Genomic DNA, 24,478 nt, shown 5'->3' with positions numbered 1-24,478 from the left:
AGGAGCAGGAATGGAGATTTATATGAATATTATGAGTTTGACTGCCGTGGAACTCGGCAAAAAGATAAAAGCAAAAGAAATCTCAGTAGAAGAAGCTGTTATGGCGGCATTAGATGCCATCGAGAAAAAAGAAAAACTCGTAAACAGCTTTGTGACGGTAGATAAAGAAGGCGCACTGAAACGTGCAAAAGAAGTACAAAAACAGATTGATGACGGCATTTTGACTGGACCGCTTGCAGGTGTTCCGGTTGCCATTAAGGATAATATGTGTACGAAAGACTTGCTTACCACCTGTTCTTCTAAGATATTATATAACTTTATCCCGACCTATACGGCAGAGGCAGTTTTAAATCTGGAAAAGGCAGGGGCAGTGATTTTAGGAAAGACCAATATGGATGAGTTTGCCATGGGAAGTACGACAGAGACATCTGCTTATGGCGAGACGAAGAATCCGTGGAACACAGAGCATGTGCCGGGAGGTTCTTCGGGTGGTTCCTGTGCAGCAGTTGCGGCTGAGGAATGTGTTTTTGCACTTGGTTCAGATACTGGCGGTTCTATCCGTCAGCCGAGTTCTTTCTGTGGTGTGACCGGAATCAAACCGACCTATGGAACGGTATCACGTTATGGACTGATCGCCTATGGTTCATCTTTAGATCAGATCGGGCCGGTTGCGAAAGATGTGACTGACTGTGCAACGATTTTAGAGACGATTGCTTCTTATGACACGAAGGATTCCACTTCTGTAAAAAGAGAAGATTACGATTTTACCAGTGCACTGGTGGATGATGTTGCAGGAATGAAGATCGGTATTCCGCGTGATTATTTCGGGGAGGGTTTAGATCCGGAAGTAAAAGCAGCAGTTTTACAGGCAGCAGAGGAATTAAAGAAAAAGGGCGCCATCGTGGAAGAGTTTGACTTAAGTCTGGTAGAATATGCGATTCCTGCTTACTATGTCATTGCCTGTGCAGAGGCAAGTTCGAACCTTGCAAGATTTGATGGTGTAAAATATGGTTACCGTACCAAAGAGTATGAGGGACTTCACAACATGTACAAAAAATCCCGTTCCGAAGGATTCGGGCCTGAGGTAAAACGCCGTATCATGCTTGGCTCTTTCGTGCTGAGCAGCGGTTATTATGATGCATATTATCTGAAAGCACTCCGCACCAAGGCGTTGATCAAACAGGCATTTGATAAAGCATTTGAAAAATATGATGTCATTTTAGGACCGGCGGCACCGACCACTGCACCAAAACTGGGACAGTCCTTAAGTGATCCAATCAAGATGTATTTAGGAGATATTTACACGATTTCCGTAAATCTTGCCGGCTTACCGGGAATTTCACTGCCGTGCGGCAAAGATAAAAACGGTCTGCCGATCGGGTTACAGCTCATTGGAAACTGTTTTGAAGAGAAGAAGATCATCCGCGCGGCATATGCATTTGAACAGACAAGAACCTATGAGCACAGCCCGCTTGCATAGTCCGAAAATGGAGGAATAGAGATGAGTAAAATATATGAAACTGTCATTGGACTTGAGGTCCATGTTGAGTTAGCAACAAAAACAAAAATCTTCTGCGGCTGTTCCACAGCATTCGGCGGTGCACCAAATACACATACCTGTCCGGTGTGTACCGGTATGCCGGGTTCTCTTCCTGTATTAAACCGTCAGGTGGTGGAATATGCGATGGCAGTGGGAATTGCCACAAACTGCAGCATCACCCAGTACTGCAAATTTGACCGTAAGAACTATTTTTATCCGGATAATCCGCAGAACTATCAGATTTCCCAGCTATATCTGCCAATCTGCAGAAACGGCGGTGTTGAGATCGAGACGGCAGCCGGAAAGAAGATCATTGGTATCCATGAGATCCATATGGAGGAGGATGCCGGAAAACTTGTACATGATGAGTGGGAAGATGTCTCCATTGTTGATTACAACCGTTCCGGTGTGCCGCTTATTGAGATCGTATCTGAGCCTGATATGCGTTCTGCGGACGAGGTTATTGCTTATCTTGAAAAACTGCGCATGATCATCCAGTATCTTGGCGCTTCCGACTGTAAATTAAATGAAGGTTCCATGCGTGCCGATGTCAACCTGTCTGTACGTGAGGCAGGTGCAAAGAAGTTTGGAATCCGTACCGAGATGAAAAACTTAAACTCTTTTAAAGCGATCGCAAGAGCTATCGAGGGAGAGAGGGCACGTCAGATCGAGTTACTTGAAGCTGGCAGAAAAGTAGTCCAGGAGACACGCCGCTGGGATGATAATAAGGAATCTTCCCATGCAATGCGTTCCAAAGAGGACGCCCAGGATTACCGTTATTTTCCGGAGCCGGATCTTGTGCCGATTGTGATCAGTGATGAGTGGATCGCAAAAGTAAAGGCAAACCAGCCGGAGCTTCGCACGGAGAAATTGGAGCGTTACCAGAAAGAATTTGATCTTCCGAAATATGATGCCGAGATCATTACCGGACATAAGAAATTTGCGGATCTGTTTGAGGCGGCAACCGAGCTCTGCGGAAAACCGAAAAAAGTGTCCAACTGGATCATGGTGGAGACGATGCGCCTGTTAAAAGAAAATAACATGGATCCGGAGGATATCTGTTTTTCACCGGTCAATCTTGCAAAACTGATCAATCTTGCCGATTCCGGTTCCATTACAAACACGGTCGCAAAGGAAGTATTCGAACTGATCTTTAAAGACGACATTGATCCGGAAAAATATGTTGAAGAGAAAGGCTTAAAGACAGTCAACGATGAGGGAGCACTCCGCGAAACGGTACAGAAAGTACTGGCAGATAACCCGCAGTCCGTAGAGGATTACCATAACGGCAAAGAAAAGGCAATCGGATTCTTAGTCGGACAGACCATGAAAGCCATGAAAGGAAAAGCAAACCCGGCGCTTGTGAACCAGATATTAAAAGAGTTACTGTAAGGTATTATATTTGATACCAACATCATGTGTATAAAAATATGAGGACTGAAAAAAGTCCTCATATTTTTGCGATAGCTTGACAATCTTGTTTATGCATGCATATACTAAGTTAATTGCGAAACTCATTCATGAACTGGCGATGTTGTGGAAAATTGACAGATGAAAAAGAAAGTGCTGGGGAGCCGTCGGTACTTAGTGACCGTATTTTGGTCACTTAGTATCCGCTACGAGCGACACGCAGCGAGAGCGTGCTTTCGTTTCAGCTGTCAATTTCCCACAACATTCACAGCCTAAAGCAGAGTTTCGCCCAGGTAACTGTTTTATTGAATAGCATGGAAAGAAGGAGCAAAATGACCTATCATTTATCCGACGAGCAGGAAAAATACTTTTATGACACCTTAGAGGAACTCTGCAGGCAGTCCCGCCTGTTAGAGTCTCATCGCTATATACAGCATGGAGACACCAGCGTATTTCGCCACAGCGTATCGGTTGCATATTTCAGCTATTATCTGGCATTAAAAATGAACGCACCTGTGGATATCCACTCGCTGATCCGTGGAGCGTTACTGCATGATTATTTTCTTTATGACTGGCACGAAAAAGATGCGTCGCATAAATGGCATGGATTTCATCATGCAGAAAGGGCGTGCGAGAATGCCATGCGTGACATCCCGGATCTGAATGAAATAGAAAAAGATATGATAAAATGTCATATGTTTCCATTAAATATCGTTCCGCCCAAATATATGGAAGGCTGGATCTTGTGCTGTGCGGATAAGATATGTTCCGGTGCAGAAACTGTGAAAGGACGCATGCCGGAGAAAGTTATTTTACCATGGAAGAAGAAAGAAAAAGTGGTTTAGAGTAATATAAAAATAGAGATGAAAATGGGCATATATAAAGTTTTTGGCTTTATATATGCCCATTTTTTGAGGTCACTTATGAAAATACAGAGAAAGAAAAATATCTATACGATTTAAAATATATTCTAGCCTTCCGCAAGATTTCCCGTGTAAAGCTGATAATATTTTCCTCTTTCTTCCATGAGTTTGTCATGGTTGCCGCGTTCGATGACGCGTCCCTGCTCTAATACGATAATGCAGTCACTGTTCTTGACTGTGGAGAGGCGGTGGGCGATCACGAAAGTGGTACGTCCTGCCATCAGTTTATCCATACCATCCTGAACGATCTTTTCTGTTCTGGTATCAATGGAACTGGTTGCCTCATCGAGGATCAGTACCGGCGGATCTGCGATCGCAGCGCGTGCGATGGCGAGCAGCTGACGCTGTCCCTGGCTTAAGTTTGCACCGTCACCGGTTAAAAGTGTGTTGTAACCGTCCGGCAACTGGTGGATAAAGGTATCTGCATTGGCAAGTTTTGCGGCTGCAATGACTTCTTCATCTGTGGCATCGAGTTTTCCATAGCGGATATTTTCCATTACGGTTGCAGTGAACAGGTGTGTGTCCTGAAGTACGATGCCGAGGGAATGACGCAGATCGTCTTTTTTAATCTTATTGATATTGATACCATCGTAGCGGATCTTACCATCCTGAATATCATAGAAACGGTTGATCAGGTTCGTGATCGTAGTCTTTCCGGCACCGGTACTTCCGACAAAAGCAATCTTCTGACCAGGTGTTGCGTAGAGGTCTACATTGTGGAGCACGATCTTATCCGGGTTATAACCGAAATCAACATCATCAAAGACAACATCGCCTTTCAGCTCGATATAATCGACACTGCCGTCAGCCTGATGTGTGTGTTTCCATGCCCACATACCGGTACGTTCTTTTGATTCGACGATCTGACCGTTTTCTTTTCTGGCGCGGACGAGTGTAACATAACCTTCGTCTGTTTCCGGTTCTTCATCAAGCAGCTTAAAGATACGCTCGGAACCGGCAAGGGCCATGACGATATTGTTGAGCTGCATACTAAGCTGGTTGACCGGCTGGCTGAAACTCTTATTATAGGTAAGGAAACTTGCAAGTTTTCCGAGTGTAAAACCGCCGATGCCGTTTAAGGCGAGTACACCGCCGACTAAAGCACAGAGTACATAGCTGATGTTACCGATCTGTGCATTGACAGGCATTAAAATATTACCAAATTTATTGGCATTGTCTGCACTGTGGAAGAGCTGGTCATTCAATCTGTTAAAGTTTTCGATACTTTCTTCTTCATGGGTAAAGACCTTGACGACTTTCTGACCATTCATCATCTCTTCGATATAACCGTTGACCGTTGCGATATCTTTCTGCTGTGCGATAAAGTATTTTGCACTTAGTGCACCGATCTTTTTTGTGGCAAAAAGTGTGACACCGATCATAAGAAGTGTCACGATTGTCAACGGAACATTTAAGAGAAGCATGCTGACAAATACACTCACGATGGTGATGATACTGTTCAAAAACTGTGGCATACTCTGGCTGATCATCTGACGGAGTGTATCGATATCGTTCGTATAGGTGGACATGATATCTCCGTGATAATGTGTGTCAAAGTAGCGGATCGGAAGTTCTTCCATATGGGTAAACATGTCATCACGCAGGTTTTTTAAAGTACCCTGTGAAACATTTACCATGATACGTGTATATATATAAGAAGCGATTGCTCCGATCAGGTAAAAAACGGCAACACGCATGATGGCATGCAGCAGACCGGAAAAATCAGGATCTGCCTGACCGATGAGCGGCAGAATATAGCTGTCGATCAGAGTCTGCATAAACCAGGTACCCTGTACACTGGCAAGTACGGTAATGAAAATACAGATCACGACAAGAATACAGTGAACTGCATAATTTTTCATAATGTAAGCGAGCAGACGCATAAAAAGTCTGCCGGGATTTTCAACTTTCGGACGTGGGCCTTTTGGACCTCTGCCACCCGGACCATGAACCGGTTTGGTATTTTTTTCTGCCATTATGCAGCACCTCCTTCATCGAAATCACCGCTTCCGCTGGTCTGTGATTCATAGACATCGCGGTAGATATCATTGGATTCTAATAATTCTTCATGTGTGCCAAAGCCATTTACAACACCGTTATCTAAAACGATGATGCGGTCTGCATTCTGGACGGAGGAGATTCGCTGTGCGATGATGAATTTGGTTGTGTCCGGAATCTCTTCGGCAAAAGCCTTACGGATCTTTGCATCGGTTGCGGTATCAACAGCACTCGTACTGTCATCTAAAATAAGTATTTTCGGTTTCTTTAACAGGGCTCTTGCAATACACAGACGCTGTTTCTGACCACCGGATACGTTGGTTCCACCCTGTTCAATGTAAGTGTTGTAGCCGTCCGGGAAGCGGTCGATAAATTCATCTGCGCAGGCAAGATGGCATGCGTGGCGACATTCTTCATCAGTCGCATTTTTATCGCCCCAGCGGAGGTTTTCATAGATGGTTCCGGAGAAAAGCACGTTGTTCTGCAATACTACGGAGACCTCATCGCGCAGGGTGTCAAGATCGTAGGAACGTACATTTTTTCCGCCGACGAGAACAGTACCTTCCGAAACGTCATAAAGACGGCTGATCAGGTTGACGAGTGAAGATTTAGAACTTCCTGTACCGCCGATGACACCGATGGTCTCACCGGAGTGGATGGTAAGATTGATATCATCAAGGATCGGTTTATCTGAGGTCTTGTTATAACGGAATGTTACATGGTCAAATGTGACACTGCCGTCGGCTACTTCGTAAACCGGATTTTCCGGGTTTGTGATATCACTTTTTTCATTTAAAACCTCACAGATACGCTCGGCACTTGCGATACTCATGGCTAACATAACGAAAACCATTGAGAGCATCATCAGACTCATCATGATGTTCATACAATAGGTAAGAAGACTCATCAGTTCGCCTGTGGTAAGAGAACCTGCAACGATCATTTTTGCCCCCAGCCAGCTTAATGCGATGATACAGCTATATACAGCAATCTGCATGACAGGGGAGTTGAAAGCGAGTACGCCCTCTGCTTTGACAAACATGTTATAAATATTTTTGCTTGCCTGTGTGAACTTCTTCTTTTCATAATCCTCACGGACATAGGCTTTGACTACACGGATCGCGGAGACATTTTCCTGTACCGATGCATTTAAGTCATCGTACTTTGGAAATACTTCCATAAAGTAATGATGTGCCCGTATTGTAATAAAGGCAAGGATCACACCAAGTACGATAACAGCGATCAGGTAAACGCATGCGAGTTTCGCATTGATGAAAAATGCCATGATCATCGCGCAGACTAAAGAGATCGGTGCGCGCACGCACATACGCAGCAGCATCTGATATGCGTTCTGCAGATTCGTCACATCCGTGGTGAGCCTTGTGACAAGACCTGCGGTGCTGAATTTGTCAATGTTGGAAAAAGAAAAGGTCTGTATATTTTCGTACATTGCTTTTCGTAAGTTACGGGCGAATCCTGCGGAAGCACGGGCACCGTATTTTCCACCCATCGTTCCTGCAAACAGGGAAACACACGCGACAATGACCATACATCCGCCCATGACGTAAATATGGTGGATATCCCCGGCTTCCACGCCGTTATCGATGATCGATGCCATCATCAGTGGGATGATCGTTTCCATGAGTACTTCTAAGATCATGAAAACAGGAGTGAGGAAAGAATCTTTTTTAAATTCTTTGATCTGAGCTCCCAGAGTTTTTAACATAACATCACATCCTTTTCAAAAAATAATTGATTTTTATTTGTTAGTGTGCTAACAATATAGTTATAAGGCATAAAAAAAAGAATGTCAATGTAAAAAATAATATTATTTCAGCAGGAGATAAATCATGCATACAGATACGATAGGATATAAAATACGTTTGATCCATAACCAGATCCATAAGCGGATGGAGGCAAAAAAACAGGAAAATGAAAAAGAACCACTTACGGGAATGCAGCGCTGGACGCTTGGATTTTTGCGGGATCATGATGGAAAGGATATCTATCAGAAGGATATTGAAACGGAATTTTCGGTATCGCGGGCAACCGCATCAAACATGCTTGCAGTCATGGAACGGAAAGGGCTGGTGCGCCGTGAGACGGTGGAGCATGATGCGAGGCTGAAGAAACTGGTGCTGACAGATAAAGCACGTACTATGGTAGAGAGGTCAGAGCAGGATATGCGTGAAATGGAAGCTCTTTTAGAGAAAGGACTGAGTGATGAAGAGGTAAAAGATCTTAAGAAATATTTAGACCGGATGCTTTTGAATCTGGATGTGGATATTGCCTGTCCGAAGAATTCTTTCTGTGGTGGCATGAAAAAATAGAAACACTAGATATTGTGGTTGATGATGCAGGATATACAAGTGAAAAAAATGACGAAGAAATCACCTTAAATTTGGTAATAGTGAATAAAGACCGCGTATTTACTGGGGTTGCAACGATCGATTCTGTCCGGATATCATAAAAATGGGAAAATATATATGTTCCAAACACATTGACAAAGACACAATATATTGTATAATAAGTACTCGTAGGTTATGCGGCCGTTTGGGTATGGCAGGCAGCTATCAGTCAGAAACAGAAAGGGATTTGATCGGAAATGAAAATTATTAAAAGAAGCGGTATGGAGGATACCTTTGATATTAAAAAAATTGAGGCGGCGATCCGCAGGGCAAACAACAGCGTTATTGATTATGAGAAGCTGACAGATAAGCAGATTGATGAGATATCAAAAAATGTGGAAATTGCCTGTGAAAATATGAAACGTTCTCCAAGTGTAGAAGAGATTCAGGATATGGTAGAGAACCAGATCATGAATCAGCGTGCATTTAATGTGGCACGAAACTATATTACATACCGTTACAAACAGGAACTGGTGCGCAAATCCAACTCAACGGATGAACAGATCTTAAGTTTGTTAGAGTGTAATAATGAGGAAGTAAAACAGGAAAATTCAAATAAAAATCCAACGGTAAACAGCGTGCAGAGAGATTATATGGCAGGAGAGGTCAGCAAAGATATCACAAAGAGATTTTTGCTGCCGCCGGATATCGTGGAGGCGCACGAGCAGGGAATCATTCATTTTCATGATGCGGATTATTTTGCACAGCATATGCACAACTGCTGTCTGGTCAATTTAGAGGATATGCTTCAGAACGGAACTGTTATCAGCGAAACAATGATTGACCGTCCGAAGAGTTTCTCTACAGCATGCAATATCGCAACACAGGCAATCGCACAGATCGCAAGTTCCCAGTACGGTGGACAGAGTATCTCACTTTCCCATCTGGCACCGTTCGTACAGGTCAGCCGTGAAAAATACCGTAAACAGGTTCGTGCAGAACTTGAGGCGATCGGAGTTGAACCGACAGAGGATAAGGTGAAAAAAATTGCTGAGATCCGTGTAAAAGAAGAGATCAACCGTGGCGTACAGATGATCCAGTATCAGGTGATCACCCTGATGACAACAAACGGACAGGCACCGTTTATTACAGTATTTATGTATCTTGATGAGGTGCCGGAAGGCCAGCTTCGTGATGATCTTGCAGCCGTGATCGAGGAAATGCTTCACCAGAGAATCCTTGGAGTGAAAAATGAGCAGGGCGTGTACATTACACCTGCATTCCCGAAACTGATCTATGTCTTAGAGGCAGATAATATCCGCGAAGGTACGAAATACTGGTATCTGACAAAACTTGCAGCAGAATGTACTGCAAAGAGAATGGTTCCGGATTATATTTCAGAGAAGATCATGAAGAAATTAAAAGACGGCAACTGTTATACCTGTATGGGATGCAGATCTTTCCTGACTGTTGACCGCACAAAAGAAAATTATGCAAATGCAAAGAATTATGTTCCGGGTAAGAAATATTATGGAAGATTTAATCAGGGAGTTGTTACGTTAAATCTTGTGGATGTTGCATGCTCTTCCGGAAAAGATATGGATAAATTCTGGGAACTTTTGGATGAAAGGTTAGATCTTTGTTACAGGGCTCTGATCATCCGTCATAAGAGACTGCTCGGTACACCTTCTGATGTGGCACCGATTCTCTGGCAGAACGGTGCACTGGCACGTCTGAAAAAAGGTGAGACGATCGATAAACTTTTATATGACGGTTATTCCACGATTTCTCTTGGCTATGCCGGACTTTGTGAGTGTACCAGATACATGAAGGGGGTTTCCCACACCGAGCCGGAAGGAACAGAGTTTGCATTAAAAGTAATGCGCCGTTTAAATGATGCATGTACGGAATGGAAAGAAAAACACAATATCGATTTCAGCCTGTACGGAACACCACTGGAATCAACGACTTATAAGTTCGCGAAATGTCTTCAGAAGCGTTTTGGCATTATTCCGGGAGTGACGGATAAGAACTACATCACAAACAGCTATCATGTCCATGTGACAGAGGAAATCAGTGCATTCGATAAGTTGAAGTTTGAGTCACAGTTCCAGGAGCTTTCTCCGGGAGGTGCGATCAGCTATGTGGAAGTGCCGAATATGCAGAATAATCTTGACGCTGTACTTGCAGTGATGCAGTATATTTATGACAACATCATGTATGCAGAGCTGAATACCAAGAGCGATTACTGTATGGAATGTGGTTATTCCGGAGAGATACAGATCGTAAATGATAAAGACGGAAAACTCGTATGGGAGTGTCCAAACTGTGGCAATCGTGACCAGAATAAGATGAGTGTGGCGCGCAGAACCTGCGGCTACATTGGAACACAGTTCTGGAATCAGGGCAGAACACAGGAAATCAAAGAAAGAGTACTTCATTTATAAATAAATTATTGCGAAAAAGAACCGTATATCAACATTGATGTGCGGTTCTTTTTATGATAAACTGTAATGGTACTAAATCACTAAAATAATAATTTAACTTTGGAGGATAAAATGTTAGAAGCAGGAATCAAAGGACAGCATACAATTATAGTAGAGAAAGAAAATACGGCAGCAGTGATGAAAAGCGGTACATTAGCAGTATTTGCGACACCGGCAATGATTGCACTGATCGAGGAGACCGCATGGAAAAGTGTTGCAGATGAACTCGAAGAAGGATGTGTGACTGTGGGAACGAGCCTTAATGTAAAACATCTTGCCGCATCGCCGGTGGGAATGAAGGTGACCTGCAATACCACTTTGGTGGAAGTGGATAAAAGACGCCTTGTATTTTCTGTGGAAGTAGAGGATGAAACCGGGAAGATCGGGGAAGGAACGCATGAGCGTTTTATCGTACAGGCGGAAAAATTTCAGAATAAGGCGGACGCCAAGTTAAATAGATAGGAGGGAACATTGAATTTAGTTATTGGTTTACTGGTTCCTTTTCTGGGAACTTCATTAGGGGCAGCATGTGTTTTCTTTATGAAAAACGGGTTGAACCGTCTGGTACAGAAAGCACTGCTTGGCTTTGCATCCGGTGTCATGGTGGCGGCGTCTGTGTGGTCGCTGCTGATACCATCGATTAACATGTCAGAGACGATGGGAAGATTTGCTTTCCTGCCTGCAGCAGTTGGATTTGTATTTGGAATTCTGTTTTTGCTGCTGATGGATAAGATCATTCCACATCTTCATATGAATGAGGAAAAGCCGGAAGGTCTGCCAAGCCACCTAAAAAAAACAACCATGTTGGTACTGGCTGTTACCCTTCACAATATACCGGAGGGAATGGCAGTAGGAGTCGTATTTGCAGGACTTTTATCAGGTAACAGCACAATTACGTTAGCGGGAGCATTTTCGCTGTCCATAGGGATCGCAATCCAGAATTTCCCGGAAGGCGCCATTATATCGCTTCCGTTAAAAAGTGAAGGAGGCAGTACGAAAAAGGCATTCTGGTATGGTGTGGCGTCCGGTGTGGTAGAGCCGATCGCAGCGGGGATTACGATCATATTAGCCGGAATTATTACACACATGCTGCCATATCTGCTGGCATTTGCAGCAGGGGCAATGATTTATGTGGTAGTGGAAGAACTTCTTCCGGAAGCATCAGAAGGAGAACATTCTAATATTAATACAATTGGATTTGCAGCAGGATTTCTGATCATGATGATATTAGATGTCGCATTAGGATAAGGAGCAAATAAATATGCAGAACGATTTAAGAGAACAGTTGATCAAACAATTTCCATCAGATGTGGTAGAGATACTGGATCAGAGCGGTAAACCATACTATGGCTGTCCGACCTGTAAGAGGGCAGTTACAGTAGGAACTGATAAATGTCCGGGATGCGGACAGGTGCTTGCGTGGGATCACATCCGCAAGGAAAACCAGAAAAAGGGAACCATGACGGCAGTACTTAAGTTTGAAGTAGCAGGCGATTTTACAAAAGGGGACTGCAGAAAATGTCCGCTTTCCTACATTGCAAAAGAAAAAAATGAAAATGTTTATGAATGTCCGTTGAAAATGCGTGCAAACTGTAAACTTGAGCTTATGTAGAAAGGAAATTCATGCGCGGTGTACAGATGGTCATTATAGCGGTCGGAGGCATTTTATTATTCTGGTTCTTCGCGCCGCTGTTATGCAAAGGAATTTTTAATATAGGAACGGCGACCGGGATTCTGATCTCGTTATTCCTGTTATGTTATGGAATTTTTTTCGGGCGTATGAACAGGAGAGCTTTGATATTGTGGAATGGCAGGAAAACACACTGGATATGTGTTTTCCTGCTTGTCCTTGTACTTATAATGATCATGACAGTGCTGGCAGAGACATTTCTGATGATCCACTCAGCATTACACACTCCGCCGCAAAATACGACAGCTGTTGTTTTAGGATGCAGTGTAAAAGGTACAAAACCAAGCAGAATATTAGAGGAACGTATTGATGCTGCATATGATTATCTGAGTGTAAATAAAGATGCAGTATGTATTTTGTCCGGTGGCAGAGGACCAGGTGAAGATATCACGGAAGCACAGTGCATGTATGAAGTGCTGACAAAACGGGGAATCAGTGAAAATCGTCTGATTTTAGAAGAACGATCTACAACGACGGAAGAAAATTTAAAATATACCGGAGAAATTTTAAAAGACCGTGGACTTGATATGACTGTGACACTGGTTACCAGTGAATTTCATGAATATCGGGCGAATCAGATGGCAGCCAGGCTGGGAATGAAAAGTTACAGTACCCCGGCACATACATTTTTTGTATATTTTCCCACTTATTATGTGAGGGAACTGTATGGCATTTTATATTATGAATTGCGTCATTGGGATTAGTGTGGAAGTATTTTTATAAAAACAGTGCAGTAATAAAAAGTGGAATGTCAGAGAGAGGAAAAGATGCCAGGAAAATATTATGCAGTAAAAAAAGGAAGAAAACCGGGAGTGTACCAGAGCTGGGCAGAATGTAAAGCGATGGTGGACGGCTTTCCTGGAGCAGTATATAAGAGTTTTAAAACAAGAGAAGAAGCAGTGGCTTTTGCCAAAGCTGCGACATATACCGGAGCAGATGCTGCGCCAAAGCTGCGAAATGCAATGAAGAAAACAATACAGCAGGAAGATGGGGCGATGCCGTCTGTCTATGCGTTTGTGGATGGTTCTTACAATGTGGCAACGCATGTCTACGGATATGGCGGCTTTCTGATTCATGATGGCATAAAAGAAGTGCTGCAGGGGAGTGATAAGGATGCAGAGATGGCAGCGATGCGCAATGTCGCAGGGGAAATCTGCGGCAGTATGGCTGCGATCAGAAAAGCGGTCGAATTAGGATTGCCGGAAGTAACGATTTATTATGATTACATGGGAATCGAAATGTGGGCAACCGGTGCGTGGAAGTGCAATAAAAAAGGGACAGCAGCATACCGTGATTATGTGGCATCGGTGAGAAATGTGATTGTGATCCGTTTTGTAAAGGTAAAAGGACATTCCGGTATCGATGGCAATGAGGAAGCAGATATGTTAGCAAAGCAGGCAGTGGGGAATGAGATATAAAACCGGAATCCGGGAGCAGATATATGGATAAAAAGTTAAAATATTATGATTTGATGGAGGACTTAAGAAAACAGATCGTTTCAGGAAAAATAAAGCCGGGAGAAAAACTGCCATCGGAAAATGAACTTTCCGGGACATATCAGGTAAGCAGACAGACTGTACGGAAAGCTCTGCAGATTCTTCAGAACGAGGGATATATTTATGCGGAACATGGACGTGGAACGTTTTGTTCGGAGATGGCGAGACGCACGGGTGAAACGAAAAATATAGCAGTGGTCACGACATATCTGTCTGATTATATTTTTCCGAGAGTGATCCAGGGAATTGATAAAGTCCTTACGGAAAATGGATATAGTATTCTTTTAAAGAATACAAGAAATTCCAGAAATATGGAAGCAAAATGTTTAGAAGAATTATTGCAGAAGGGAATTGATGGGCTGATCATAGAACCAAGCAAAAGTCAGATCTTCTGCAAACATATTAATTTATACCAGACGCTGGATGAATATCGGATTCCATATGTATTTATTCAAGGCAGTTATGCGCAGCTTGCAGAAAAACCCCATATCCTTTTAGATGACTGCCTTGGAGGATATCTGGTTACAAGATATCTGATCTCACTGGGGCACCATCACATCATAGGGATATTTAAAGCGGATGATACGCAGGGACAGCAGCGGCACAAAGGGTATGTGCAGGCTTTACAGGAAGCAGGGATTGCGTATGACCCGGATAAAGTGGTATGGTTTTATACGGAAGACCGGAAAACGCATCCATATGAACAGGTGTGTCATATGGCTAAGATGAGATGTGAGCATTTCTTTGACAGTGTGGTATCGTATAATGACCAGATTGCACTAGAGGTCATCCGGGCATTAGAGGATGAAGGACTTAAAGTGCCGGATGATGTTTCAGTGACAGGATATGATGATTCCTATCTTGCGTCAAGTGGAAAAGTACCGCTCACCACGGTGGCTCATCCACAGGAAAAATTAGGTGAAATGGCAGCAGAGCTTCTTCTTGGACTGCTGAAAGAGGGAAGTGTCCCGGAGTCAGAAAAGCAGATCCTTGTGAAACCAAAGCTGGTGATCCGGGAATCCTGTATATCCCGGAAAAAGGAGGAATAAAAGATGAACTATGCGCAGATCAAACCCTGTTCCATTGAGAATGGTACAGGTGTGAGGGTGTCTTTGTTTGTGTCCGGATGCAGACATCACTGCAAAGAGTGCTTTAATCAGGAAACATGGGATTTTTCCTATGGTAAACCGTTTACAGAAAATACGGAAGATGAGATCATGCAGGCGCTTGCACCGTCCTACATTGCAGGACTGACACTGCTTGGAGGAGATCCGGGGGAACCGGAAAATCAGCAGGGGCTTCTTCCTCTTTTACAGAGAATAAAAAAAGAACTGCCGGATAAAAATATCTGGGTGTACAGCGGATATCTGTATGAGGATTTTTTGCCGGGCGGAAGGGCATATTGTGAGGCATCAGAGCCTTTTTTATCAATGATCGATGTTATGGTGGATGGACCTTTTATTTTAGGGAAAAAGGATATTGGCTTAAATTTCAGGGGATCTTCGAACCAGAGAATCATTAATGTGCCTGAAACGAGAAAAAAACAGGAAATTATATTACTGATGGAATAAAGGAAAAGGGGAATAAGATGAAGTTTTCATGGAAAATGATTGCTGCTGCATTAAGTTATGCATTAGGTGTTCTGGGCTGGTGCTATGTTGGCGGTTATAAGATCCTGACTGGTCCGGTAAAGGGACTGATCCTTGCGCAGATGGCAGGAAGCATGTCTTTGGGACGACTGGTAGCTGCAGCGATTGAAGGATTTATATATCTTTCATTAGCAGGCGGAGTCTGGTGCATTGGGTATATGTTAAGCAGTCATTTCAGGGAAGATTGAGAAATACATAGAGAGGAACGAAAAGAAAATGGTGTTTAGAGTGCCGTCATATTATAAAGAGTTCCGGTGCATTGCTGATAAATGTCCGGATAATTGCTGCAGAGGATGGGAAATTGATATTGATGAGGATACACTGGATTATTATAAGGATCTGAAAGGACCGATGGCAGAGAAAATCCGTGCATCGATCAGTGAGGATGGCAGTTTTGTGTTAAATGAAGAGGGATGGTGTCCGCTTCTGAATGAAAAGGGACTCTGCGAGGTATGTCTGACTTTGGGGGAGGATTCTCTGTCAGAGGTGTGTACGGAATATCCGAGATTTACGACGGAGTATCCGAAAACGAGAGAAAAAGTATTATGTCTTTCCTGCGGGGAAGTTGGGCGTATCGTCTTTTCAGATACGGAAACGATCGGATTTGACGAACAGATTCTTTCGGAAGATTATGATGAGTATGAGTGGGAGGAGGGGGATGATGAGCTTGCGGAGAAACTTGAAGCAGTAAGAGCACATGCGATCGGCCTGCTTCAGGATCGCACTCATTCCATAACAGAGCGCATCGCAATGTATCTCGATTATTGCTGTCAGATGCAGAAGGAGCTGTTTGAGACAGCGCCAAAAACGGAAGAACCGGAAAAGATCAGCCTTTACGAGGCATTCTTACAGCGGCTTTCGCAGTATGAGGAGCTTGAATCCATTGGTGATGCGTGGTCTGATATGGAAGATAGGCTGAAGAATTTTTATAATGAAGAAAATTATGAAAAGACGCACCGTGCTTTTATGGAGTCACAAAAGGAAAACGAGTATCAGTATGAACATCTGATGGTATATTATACTTTCCGTTATTTTATGAGGGCATTCTATGATAACAATCTGCTTGAAAAGGCGCAGTTTGCAGTTGCATCTTTTTTGATGGTGCGTGATATGGATGTCATGGTCTGGATGGAAAACGGACAGAAATTTGATCTTTCAGACCGTGTCGAAACAACGAAAGTTTATGCAAAAGAAGTAGAGCATTCCGAAGAAAATATAGAAATGTTAGGAGAATCATTTTTGTTTGAAGACGTATTTTCCGTAAAAGATCTGCTTGCACAGATCATGTAAAAAAATAAGCCGGGTGACAGGGCACCTGACAGCTTTCATAAGCTGACGGCCTGATCAACCGGCTTTTAGTATCTGCCTGTGAGAAAATGCAGGAAAGATACAGGCTTTTTCCCGGCGGCTTTTGTTTCATCGATATATTTCTCATAGAAAGAAACAACTTCAACGAAAGACATTGCCGGATCGATTGCATAAGTCATACAACACACCTCCTTATTTGTTTTCTATAATATAGCATAATGTATCGGGAAAATCAACAAAAAACAATTCGACATATTGTGCAATATATACAAAAACTGATGAGACGGACGAAAAACTGTACAAAAGCAGGAAAATAACAAATGTGTATTTTTACTAGATTTCACATAATAAAATTGTATAATATTACTTGAGATTTAAAAAAGTGATTATTTTTCCAGAAATGAAACGGGAAAAATAAAAATATTATACAAAATATTTCTGACATAAGAAAAAGGGGAGACTATGGATCAGGGAGAAGCAGGTCGCAGACGTGAAGCGGAAAAAAGAAGATACGAGGCACGAAAAAGAAGACAGAAGAAACGGAAAAGACAGCAGATGTTTGCGGGCGGTGTCATGATCTTTACGGCAGTTATGTTTGTGGGAGTGATTTTATATGGTGTATGGCGCATATCCCACAGGACAATACAGACACAGGATGAGATCATTGTGGAGGAAACGAAATATATTGCGGACCGGCCGGATTTTTCTGTGCAGCTTTTAGATTATAATGAATTCTCAAGACCGGGAACGGCACTTGAAAAAATAAATGGGATTGTTGTGCATTATACCGCAAATCCGGGAACAACGGCGCAGCAGAACCGTGATTATTTTGAAGGACTGGCGCAATCAGGGGAAACGCATGCAAGCAGTCATTTTGTGATCGGGATCAGTGGGGAGATCATCCAATGCATTCCATGCAATGAAATCGCATATGCTTCGAATGAGAGAAATGCCGATACGATTTCCATAGAGTGCTGTATTCCGGATGATACGGGAAAATTTACGGATGCGACTTATGGATCGCTGGTTCATCTGGTGACATGGCTGATGGGACGTTATGATCTGACTACGGATGATGTGATAAGACATTATGATGTAACTGGAAAGGCATGTCCGAAATATTATGTGGAAAACGAGGCTGCATGGAAGCAGTTTAAGTCGGATCTTGTCGATTACATAGAGACCAACGGTATTGCAAAAACAGAGGAAATACAGTAAAATGAGAGTATCAATTATGTCGAAGGAAGCAGTATGATAGAGAAATATTACGAAGCATTGCAAAAAAGAGAAAATCTCCGCGAAAACCTTGTAGAATTGCGTAACAGGATGAAAGATGAAACCGTCAGAAAACAGTTTGCGTCACTGACCGGGGATGGCAGATTACTGTTAGAACTGTTAGAGGAAGAAGATCCCAAGGTGCGTAAAAATGCAGCGATGATCCTTGGGGAACTGAGGCTGGCAGGTGCTGCAGATGCATTAGTTACGGCATATGAAAGGGAGCAGACTCTTTTTGTAAAAAGCGCGTATTTAAAGGCACTTGCCTATTTGGATATTACGGCATATCAGGAACGGCTCAAAGAGAGGATGGAAGAACTTCTCTCTTATACTCCGGCAATAGAAGAAAAAAAGCATATTGATGAGGAGGTTCGTGCACTTGGCAGGCTGTTAGAAAAGGCAGAAGATAACAAAAGTCACGCATTTACCGGATTTAAAGATCCACATGAGATGCTGCTGCTGACCGGGCATACACGTACGGATGTAACCTTGAAGGAAATTGGGGAACTTCCAGCGGATATCAGGAGAAAAACGGCAAAACATCCGCTCGGAGTGGCAGTGTATACAAAGGATGTGCGTGCCATGGCAAATCTGAGAACTTACCGTGAACTTTTGTTTCCGATCCGTTTAAAGCAGGATGAGGGGCAGGCAGATGAGTTAGCAGATGCGATCTGGCAGAGCGGCATCAGTGATTTTTTAAAGGAGTGTCATAAACAGGACACCCCGTTTCGTTTTCGGGTAGAGATCCGGGCAGATATGGAGAACGACAAAAGAGCTTCTTTTGCGAAAAAATTTGCAATACAGTTAGAGCGTGCATCAGCGAGAAGGCTGATCAATTCAACGGGTGATTATGAAATAGAGATTCGTCTGATAAAGAAAAAAGATGGAGGATTTGCACCATTTTTAAAACTGTATACGATTCCGATGCGGCGTTTTGCCTACCGGAAAAATGCAGTTGCAGCATCCATTCATCCATCACTGGCAGCAATGCTTGTGGCACTTGCAAGACCATATCTCAAAGAAAATGCACAGATCTTAGATCCATTCTGCGGAGTGGGGACAATGCTCATCGAGAGAGACATTATAGAACCGGCAAGGGAAAAGTATGGGATCGATATTTTTGGACCGGCGATTGAAGGAGCAAGGGAAAATGCCTCTTTAGCGGGTGAAAAGATCAATTTTATCCATAGAGATTATTTTGATTTTAGACATGATTATCTGTTTGATGAGATCATTACCAATATGCCGGTAAGGGGAAAACAGTCACGCGGTGAGATGGATACACTTTATGCTTCATTTTTTGAAAAATCAAAAGAAATCTTAGCACCGGGCGGAACGATGATTTTTTTTTCAAATGAAGAAGGCATTGTAAAGAAACAACTTCGTTTACATACAGAATACAGGTTGATACAGGAGTTTGTGATTTCAGAGAAACGTCATTTTAGTCTGTATATCGTTGGAATAAAGGGGTAAAGGGAATGGCACTTTTGAGTAGGAAGAAGGAAGATGATCCTTTAAGATCAGAACAGGTACTGTTGGATGTATCACTGATGCAGAATCTGCAGGACCGTTTCTGTGATGCGAATAACCTGTATCTGATGTGTCTTGACAGAGACCGCACGGAAGTCACAAAGACATATGGTTCGAAGGAAGAACTTGAGTATCTGGGCAGTGTGATCGACATGGACAGACATGCCGGGCTGTTAGAACGGCTGCAAAACAGCAGGATTGAAAGCGTGATCGAAGAGGATTGTGGTGCAGATGGAATCCGGATGTGCGGGGTAGCTGTAAAGGTAAGCGGAGAGGTATCTGCGATCTGGATCGTGGTCGGTATAATGGAAGATGCCGGAGAAAATGTACCGGATTACATGATGAGAACAACGCCGGAGCGTTATTATAAGTCGATCGAGTTTTTGGAAACGTTGTCAAAGCAGATGTTTGCCGTCAAATTAGAGGAACTTTTAGCACAGGAGGCTTTTTTAAAGAGCCGCGAGTCGGAAGAACAGATGGAGACGGAATTAAAACGCAATGAGGCGATGACAGCGATCGTGCGTATGCTTGAGTCGGAGGACAGTTTTGATGGGATTGTCCGGGATATTTTAAAGGAGGCATGTGGGTATCTTGAGATTTCGGCTGCGGTTTTGTTCCGGGAAAATATAGACGGCGCAACCGTTAATATGATTAGTGAGTATTATTCTGCGGGAAGAGAGTCCCAGATGGATGCTTCACAGAACATTCCAAAAGCAGAATTGCCTTTTTTTAATGGAAAACCATACATGATCTCTGCAGATTCGAAGATGCCTGAGTCGTTCCGCAGACTATTTGATGCACAGAAAATGAAAGCAGGGCTGTTCCTGCCGATCGATGTTGGTGGGAAAACAGGGATGTATGTCTGCTTCTGTGAGGATGAAAAAGAACGTATCTGGGACAGTGGAGAGATTAAGTTTGTCAATGATGTCAGAAGGATCATACAGACGATCCTGGTAAAACGTATCGCGAAAAATTCACTCGCAAGTTCGTATGCGTCACTGGAGGCGATTCTTGAAAATGTGGGATGCGGAATCTACGTGATGGATACAAAAGAAAATACCATCCTGTATACAAACCAGCGTTTCCGTAAAGCGTTTGGTGGAGATATACACAGTGCCGGCATTGAAGAATGTTTAAGACAGGGAGCACAGTCAGAGGACAGCCTTTATTTCAGGGAAGTTTACTCAAAAGAAGAAAACCGCTGGTTTGATCTGCACAGTACAAGGATCAACTGGGTTGACGGAAGAAAAGTTCTTTTATGTACGATTTATGATGTGACAGATAAAAAATTATATCAGCAGAAGATTGAGCGTCAGGCAAACAATGATTTCCTGACAGGGCTTTATAACAGAATGCGCTGTGAACAGGATCTGGAACGGTATATCCGTCAGACGAAAGAGTTTGGTGGAGAGGGAGCATTACTTTATATTGATCTGGATGATTTTAAGCATATCAATGACGGACTTGGACATCAGTATGGTGATGTTTTACTTAAGAATATTTCCGGCAGCCTGCAGAGGATTCCCGGTGTGGAGAATAACTGTTACCGTATGGGCGGTGATGAGTTTATCATCATACTGGCACATCATCATATGACAATGCTTCAGCAGATCTTAGATGAGATCAAATCGTTATTTACAAAACCGTGGATGTTAAAAGGAACAGATTATTACTGTACGATGAGTATGGGAGTTGTGCGTTTCCCGGCAGATGGGGACACGGTGGAAGAACTGATCAAAAAAGCAGATATTGCCCTTTATTCTGCAAAGTGTGCAGGAAAGAACCGTATAGAGTTTTATGATGACAATGTTGAGTCTACCTCTTACAAGCGGCTTGATCTTGAAAAGAATATGCGCAATGCAACGAGAAATGCATTCAGCGAATTTGAAGTATATTTCCAGCCAATCGTAAATATCACAAAAGAAGGAAATCCATGTGCCGGTGCAGAAGCACTGATACGCTGGAATTCAGGGGAACTTGGATTGATACCGCCGACAGATTTTATCCCACTTGCGGAATATTTAGGACTGATCAACCCGATCGGCGAATTTGTTTTGCGTGAAGCGTGTATCCATTGTAAATACTGGAATGATATGGGGCATCCGGAGTACAAAGTGAATGTTAATCTCTCTGTTGTACAGCTTTTACAGAACGATATCGTAGAGCGGATCGCACATGTGATCGAGGAGACAAGGATCACACCGCAGAACCTTACCTTAGAAGTAACAGAGAGTCTTGCGGTCAATGATATGAGCCGGATGAAACGGATACTTGCAGATATCAGACATCTTGGAGTACGTGTTGCGCTGGATGATTTTGGTACAGGCTATTCTTCTTTAAATCATATCAGGGAGATGCCGATCGATGTCATAAAGATCGACCGCTGTTTTATCATTGATATTGGAAAAGATGATTTCTCCAACGCATTTGTAAAAATGGTCGGAGAACTGGCAACTGCGATCCATGTGAATGTCTGTGTAGAGGGCGTGGAGACAAAAGAACAGTTAGATGCGCTGATGGGATCAAAGGTTCAACTGATTCAGGGATTCTATTTTGGAAAACCGATGAAGGCAGAGATGTTTGAGAGACAGTTCCTGTAAGGGCTGTCTTTCAATATCTAAATAATCAAAACAGTTCCAAAAATTAAAAAAATAAATAAAATTAAAAAAATATCAAAAAAACTGTTGACATATTTGTTTTTCTCTGTTATTATAAATGAGTCGTCGCGAGAGAGTGATTGATACGCGGAAGTGTCGGAATTGGCAGACGAGCAAGACTAAGGATCTTGTGTTCATTGCGAACGTGTGGGTTCAAGTCCCATCTTCCGCATCAAAGATTTCTTTGATTGACGGGTTTGCAGGAGTGGCGGAATTGGCAGACGCGCAGGCTTCAGGTGCCTGTGGTAGCAATATCGTGTGGGTTCAAGTCCCATCTCCTGCATTTTTATATGTTAGGGTGAAAGAAGCATTGAGGATTCGATGCTTCTTTTTTTGAAAAAATTAAAACCGTGAAAATAGTACCTTTTTCATAGAGAATATGCGATAAGATTATGCTAAAAAAAATTTGTATATGTTTCTTTACACTGAAGAAATAAAGAGGAAAAGGAGAAAAGCTATATGAAGAAAATAAAAACGTATGTTCTTGGAATGGTACTGGCATTTGCCATGATCCTGCTTCCATAGAATGTATCAGCAGCAACACAGGTGTGACGTTATACCGTTCGAACCATAATGTATTAGAGCGTATGAATATTGCAGAAAATTATTATTCTTCTGCATGTTCCAAAGAGGTTACATTAAAGAGCGGTACTTACTATATTGAAATTGCAGGCAGTGAAGCATATAAAGATAGCTGGGATCCGACAAAACTGAAAAACACCGGTGTGAACAATATGGGTGTGGTAAACTTAAAGATTACCACAGTCAAAAAAACCAAAATTTCCAAACTTTCCAATGTGAAAGGAAAGAAAGCACAGGTTACATATAACAAAGTAAGCAATGCAAAGGGATATGAGATCCAGTATTCCACGGACAAGAAGTTTAAAAAGGGCGTGAAAGTCAAAAAGGCAAACGCAAAGACAACAAAGGTTACTCTGAAAAAGCTGACAAAAGGAAAAAAATATTATGTGCGTGTCAGAGCATATCGTGTGGACGAGGATGACAACAGAGTAAACGGCTCATGGAGTGAGGCGAAATCAGTAAAGATCACAAAATAAGACAGCAAGGTATAAGTGGCGCGGCAGAAAAACTGCCGCGCTATTTGCATTTAGGAGGAAATCATTTATAATAGATACCAATGTGGCACAGAAGGCGGAAAACAAAGGATGGAAAAATGATTGCTTTAAATGATTATCTTTATTCCGGGGATACGGTATTTCGGATTTTAAAAAAATATACAGAAGATTTAAAACGTGTGGCAGAGGAAAATGACAGTGAGGTGGATCGGTTACACTGTAATTTCCTGATGCAGATCATGGAATTGCTAGAGCATAATGACTTTTTGACAGCACAGTCGCAGAAAATACGGGAATTTTATCAGTATATGGCGAAACAATATCCTTACCTTTCTTTTACTTTTAAAGGAAGGATCAAATCACTGATCCGTGCGGAAGCAAAATTCAACGGATATATCGTAGAGCATGTTTATAATTATTATCTGAAAAACCATGCCTATCCTCCGGTGGATGAATTAAAGGAACGGCTGAGCTGCTTCAGGGACCTGATTGCATACCGCATTGTCATATCCATGCCTAAATGCCATGTGGGAGATGAAAAGGAAAGAGAACAGGAAGAAATCAGACATTTATATGAGATCGCAAATGTGCTTAAGGTATTTTTAGAGGAGCGGGGATTTACGGCAGAACCGGCAGGCGGTATAAAGCTGAGTGATTCTTCACTGCTCAGTGAAGAAGTACGGCCGTATTACAGGGATTATATTGTGAATGAAGAACCGGATGGATACCGGTCGTTACATATTACTTTTTTTGACAACAGTGCACATTGTTATATGGAAATGCAGCTTAGGACAAAAGCGATGGATGATATAGCGGAAATCGGACCAGCGAATCATCTGGGATATGAGAAGAAGCAGGAGAGTGAACGTGCAAGACGTGATGCTGTTCCGGTGGGGGAATGTATTTATTTTGATGAGGCATATGAAAGAGGAATGAAACTGCAGCAGATCGAACTGGCAAAACTGGATGTGAATATGTTTTCGGCAATTGATAACAGCCTGATCAATGATGGGTGTGGACTTTACCGGGGAAGACTGATCCTTCCATATGAACATTTATCTCGTTTTCAAAATGATTAATGGAAAAGAGGGC

General features: G+C 42.7%; 22 protein-coding genes and 2 tRNA genes. 21 read left to right on the top strand and 3 right to left on the bottom strand.

The genetic code is table 11. From position 1 onward, the window contains the following. Positions 1-22: 22 nt before the first annotated feature. The 3 genes from gatA to DW650_RS04110 all read left to right on the top strand — a co-directional run bounded on the left by gatA (position 23) and on the right by DW650_RS04110 (position 3,795). A complete protein-coding gene (gene gatA, locus DW650_RS04120) occupies positions 23-1,480 on the top strand; it encodes an Asp-tRNA(Asn)/Glu-tRNA(Gln) amidotransferase subunit GatA (protein WP_117918800.1) in 1,458 nt (485 codons plus the stop codon). 21 nt (positions 1,481-1,501) lie between these two features. Further along, positions 1,502-2,932 (top strand): Asp-tRNA(Asn)/Glu-tRNA(Gln) amidotransferase subunit GatB, encoded by a 1,431-nt coding sequence (gene gatB / locus DW650_RS04115; RefSeq protein WP_118209131.1) that lies wholly within the window; start codon positions 1,502-1,504, stop codon positions 2,930-2,932. A gap of 350 nt (positions 2,933-3,282) precedes the next feature. After that, positions 3,283-3,795 carry an HD domain-containing protein gene (locus tag DW650_RS04110; RefSeq protein WP_330414587.1) on the top strand — a complete coding sequence of 171 codons (513 nt, stop codon included), beginning with the start codon at positions 3,283-3,285 and terminating at the stop codon, positions 3,793-3,795. A 125-nt stretch (positions 3,796-3,920) separates the two neighbouring features. On the opposite strand, the gene DW650_RS04105 is transcribed toward DW650_RS04110, so the two are convergent. Both DW650_RS04105 and DW650_RS04100 read right to left on the bottom strand, forming a co-directional pair. Continuing rightward, a complete protein-coding gene (locus tag DW650_RS04105; protein ID WP_118209130.1) occupies positions 3,921-5,849 on the bottom strand; it encodes an ABC transporter ATP-binding protein in 1,929 nt (642 codons plus the stop codon). Further along, positions 5,849-7,597 carry an ABC transporter ATP-binding protein gene (locus DW650_RS04100; RefSeq protein WP_118209129.1) on the bottom strand — a complete coding sequence of 583 codons (1,749 nt, stop codon included), beginning with the start codon at positions 7,595-7,597 and terminating at the stop codon, positions 5,849-5,851. The genes DW650_RS04105 and DW650_RS04100 overlap by 1 nt, the downstream gene beginning before the upstream one ends. A gap of 124 nt (positions 7,598-7,721) precedes the next feature. Between DW650_RS04100 and DW650_RS04095 the strand changes: the two genes are divergently transcribed. The 11 genes from DW650_RS04095 to fliB all read left to right on the top strand — a co-directional run bounded on the left by DW650_RS04095 (position 7,722) and on the right by fliB (position 16,830). Then, the gene (locus DW650_RS04095; RefSeq protein WP_241070947.1) at positions 7,722-8,201 is read left to right on the top strand and encodes a MarR family winged helix-turn-helix transcriptional regulator; all 480 of its coding nucleotides are present in this window, start codon (positions 7,722-7,724) and stop codon (positions 8,199-8,201) included. Positions 8,202-8,476: 275 nt separating this feature from the next. Continuing rightward, positions 8,477-10,666 carry an anaerobic ribonucleoside-triphosphate reductase gene (gene nrdD / locus DW650_RS04090; protein ID WP_118209128.1) on the top strand — a complete coding sequence of 730 codons (2,190 nt, stop codon included), beginning with the start codon at positions 8,477-8,479 and terminating at the stop codon, positions 10,664-10,666. Positions 10,667-10,777: 111 nt separating this feature from the next. Further along, entirely contained in the window at positions 10,778-11,167 is a 390-nt protein-coding gene (locus tag DW650_RS04085) for a thioesterase family protein (RefSeq protein WP_117918719.1), read from the top strand. Positions 11,168-11,245: 78 nt separating this feature from the next. Next, positions 11,246-11,953 (top strand): ZIP family metal transporter, encoded by a 708-nt coding sequence (locus DW650_RS04080; RefSeq protein ID WP_117918798.1) that lies wholly within the window; start codon positions 11,246-11,248, stop codon positions 11,951-11,953. Between the two features lie 13 nt (positions 11,954-11,966). Further along, complete coding sequence (locus tag DW650_RS04075; protein ID WP_117918717.1) at positions 11,967-12,317, top strand: hypothetical protein; 351 nt, start codon at positions 11,967-11,969, stop codon at positions 12,315-12,317. An 11-nt stretch (positions 12,318-12,328) separates the two neighbouring features. Continuing rightward, a complete protein-coding gene (locus DW650_RS04070; protein WP_006858825.1) occupies positions 12,329-13,099 on the top strand; it encodes a YdcF family protein in 771 nt (256 codons plus the stop codon). Between the two features lie 63 nt (positions 13,100-13,162). After that, the gene (locus DW650_RS04065) at positions 13,163-13,813 is read left to right on the top strand and encodes a ribonuclease H1 domain-containing protein (protein WP_117918715.1); all 651 of its coding nucleotides are present in this window, start codon (positions 13,163-13,165) and stop codon (positions 13,811-13,813) included. Between the two features lie 23 nt (positions 13,814-13,836). Further along, positions 13,837-14,940 carry a GntR family transcriptional regulator gene (locus tag DW650_RS04060; RefSeq protein WP_118209127.1) on the top strand — a complete coding sequence of 368 codons (1,104 nt, stop codon included), beginning with the start codon at positions 13,837-13,839 and terminating at the stop codon, positions 14,938-14,940. 3 nt (positions 14,941-14,943) lie between these two features. Beyond that, entirely contained in the window at positions 14,944-15,462 is a 519-nt protein-coding gene (nrdG, locus tag DW650_RS04055; RefSeq protein ID WP_118209126.1) for an anaerobic ribonucleoside-triphosphate reductase activating protein, read from the top strand. Positions 15,463-15,479: 17 nt separating this feature from the next. Beyond that, a complete protein-coding gene (locus tag DW650_RS04050; protein ID WP_118209125.1) occupies positions 15,480-15,728 on the top strand; it encodes a phospho-N-acetylmuramoyl-pentapeptide-transferase in 249 nt (82 codons plus the stop codon). 28 nt (positions 15,729-15,756) lie between these two features. Continuing rightward, on the top strand, positions 15,757-16,830 hold the full coding sequence (gene fliB / locus DW650_RS04045; protein WP_118209124.1) for a flagellin lysine-N-methylase: 1,074 nt from the start codon (positions 15,757-15,759) through the stop codon (positions 16,828-16,830). A gap of 65 nt (positions 16,831-16,895) precedes the next feature. Here fliB and DW650_RS04040 read toward each other — a convergent pair whose 3' ends face one another. After that, positions 16,896-17,027, bottom strand: a complete 132-nt coding sequence (locus DW650_RS04040; RefSeq protein ID WP_117918705.1) for a thioredoxin — start codon at positions 17,025-17,027, stop codon at positions 16,896-16,898. Between the two features lie 283 nt (positions 17,028-17,310). Here DW650_RS04040 and DW650_RS04035 point away from each other — a divergent pair, with 283 nt between their 5' ends. The 7 genes from DW650_RS04035 to DW650_RS04005 all read left to right on the top strand — a co-directional run bounded on the left by DW650_RS04035 (position 17,311) and on the right by DW650_RS04005 (position 24,465). Continuing rightward, a complete protein-coding gene (locus DW650_RS04035) occupies positions 17,311-18,066 on the top strand; it encodes a peptidoglycan recognition protein family protein (protein WP_118209123.1) in 756 nt (251 codons plus the stop codon). Positions 18,067-18,099: 33 nt separating this feature from the next. After that, positions 18,100-19,596, top strand: coding sequence for a methyltransferase (locus tag DW650_RS04030; protein WP_118209122.1), 1,497 nt, complete (start codon positions 18,100-18,102; stop codon positions 19,594-19,596). Between the two features lie 5 nt (positions 19,597-19,601). Then, positions 19,602-22,253, top strand: coding sequence for a sensor domain-containing phosphodiesterase (locus DW650_RS04025; RefSeq protein ID WP_118209121.1), 2,652 nt, complete (start codon positions 19,602-19,604; stop codon positions 22,251-22,253). Between the two features lie 144 nt (positions 22,254-22,397). Further along, positions 22,398-22,482, top strand: a tRNA-Leu gene (locus DW650_RS04020). Between the two features lie 27 nt (positions 22,483-22,509). After that, positions 22,510-22,593 (top strand) — tRNA-Leu (locus tag DW650_RS04015). Between the two features lie 265 nt (positions 22,594-22,858). Beyond that, entirely contained in the window at positions 22,859-23,368 is a 510-nt protein-coding gene (locus tag DW650_RS04010) for a fibronectin type III domain-containing protein (RefSeq protein WP_118209120.1), read from the top strand. Positions 23,369-23,484: 116 nt separating this feature from the next. Beyond that, complete coding sequence (locus tag DW650_RS04005) at positions 23,485-24,465, top strand: guanosine polyphosphate pyrophosphohydrolase (protein WP_117918796.1); 981 nt, start codon at positions 23,485-23,487, stop codon at positions 24,463-24,465. Positions 24,466-24,478 lie beyond the last annotated feature (13 nt).

Source organism: Roseburia sp. AM23-20, assembly GCF_003470905.1.
GTDB lineage: Bacteria > Bacillota > Clostridia > Lachnospirales > Lachnospiraceae > Roseburia > Roseburia rectibacter.
The sequence above is the reverse complement of the archived record's forward strand: the minus strand, read 5'-3'. Positions and strand labels throughout refer to the sequence as shown.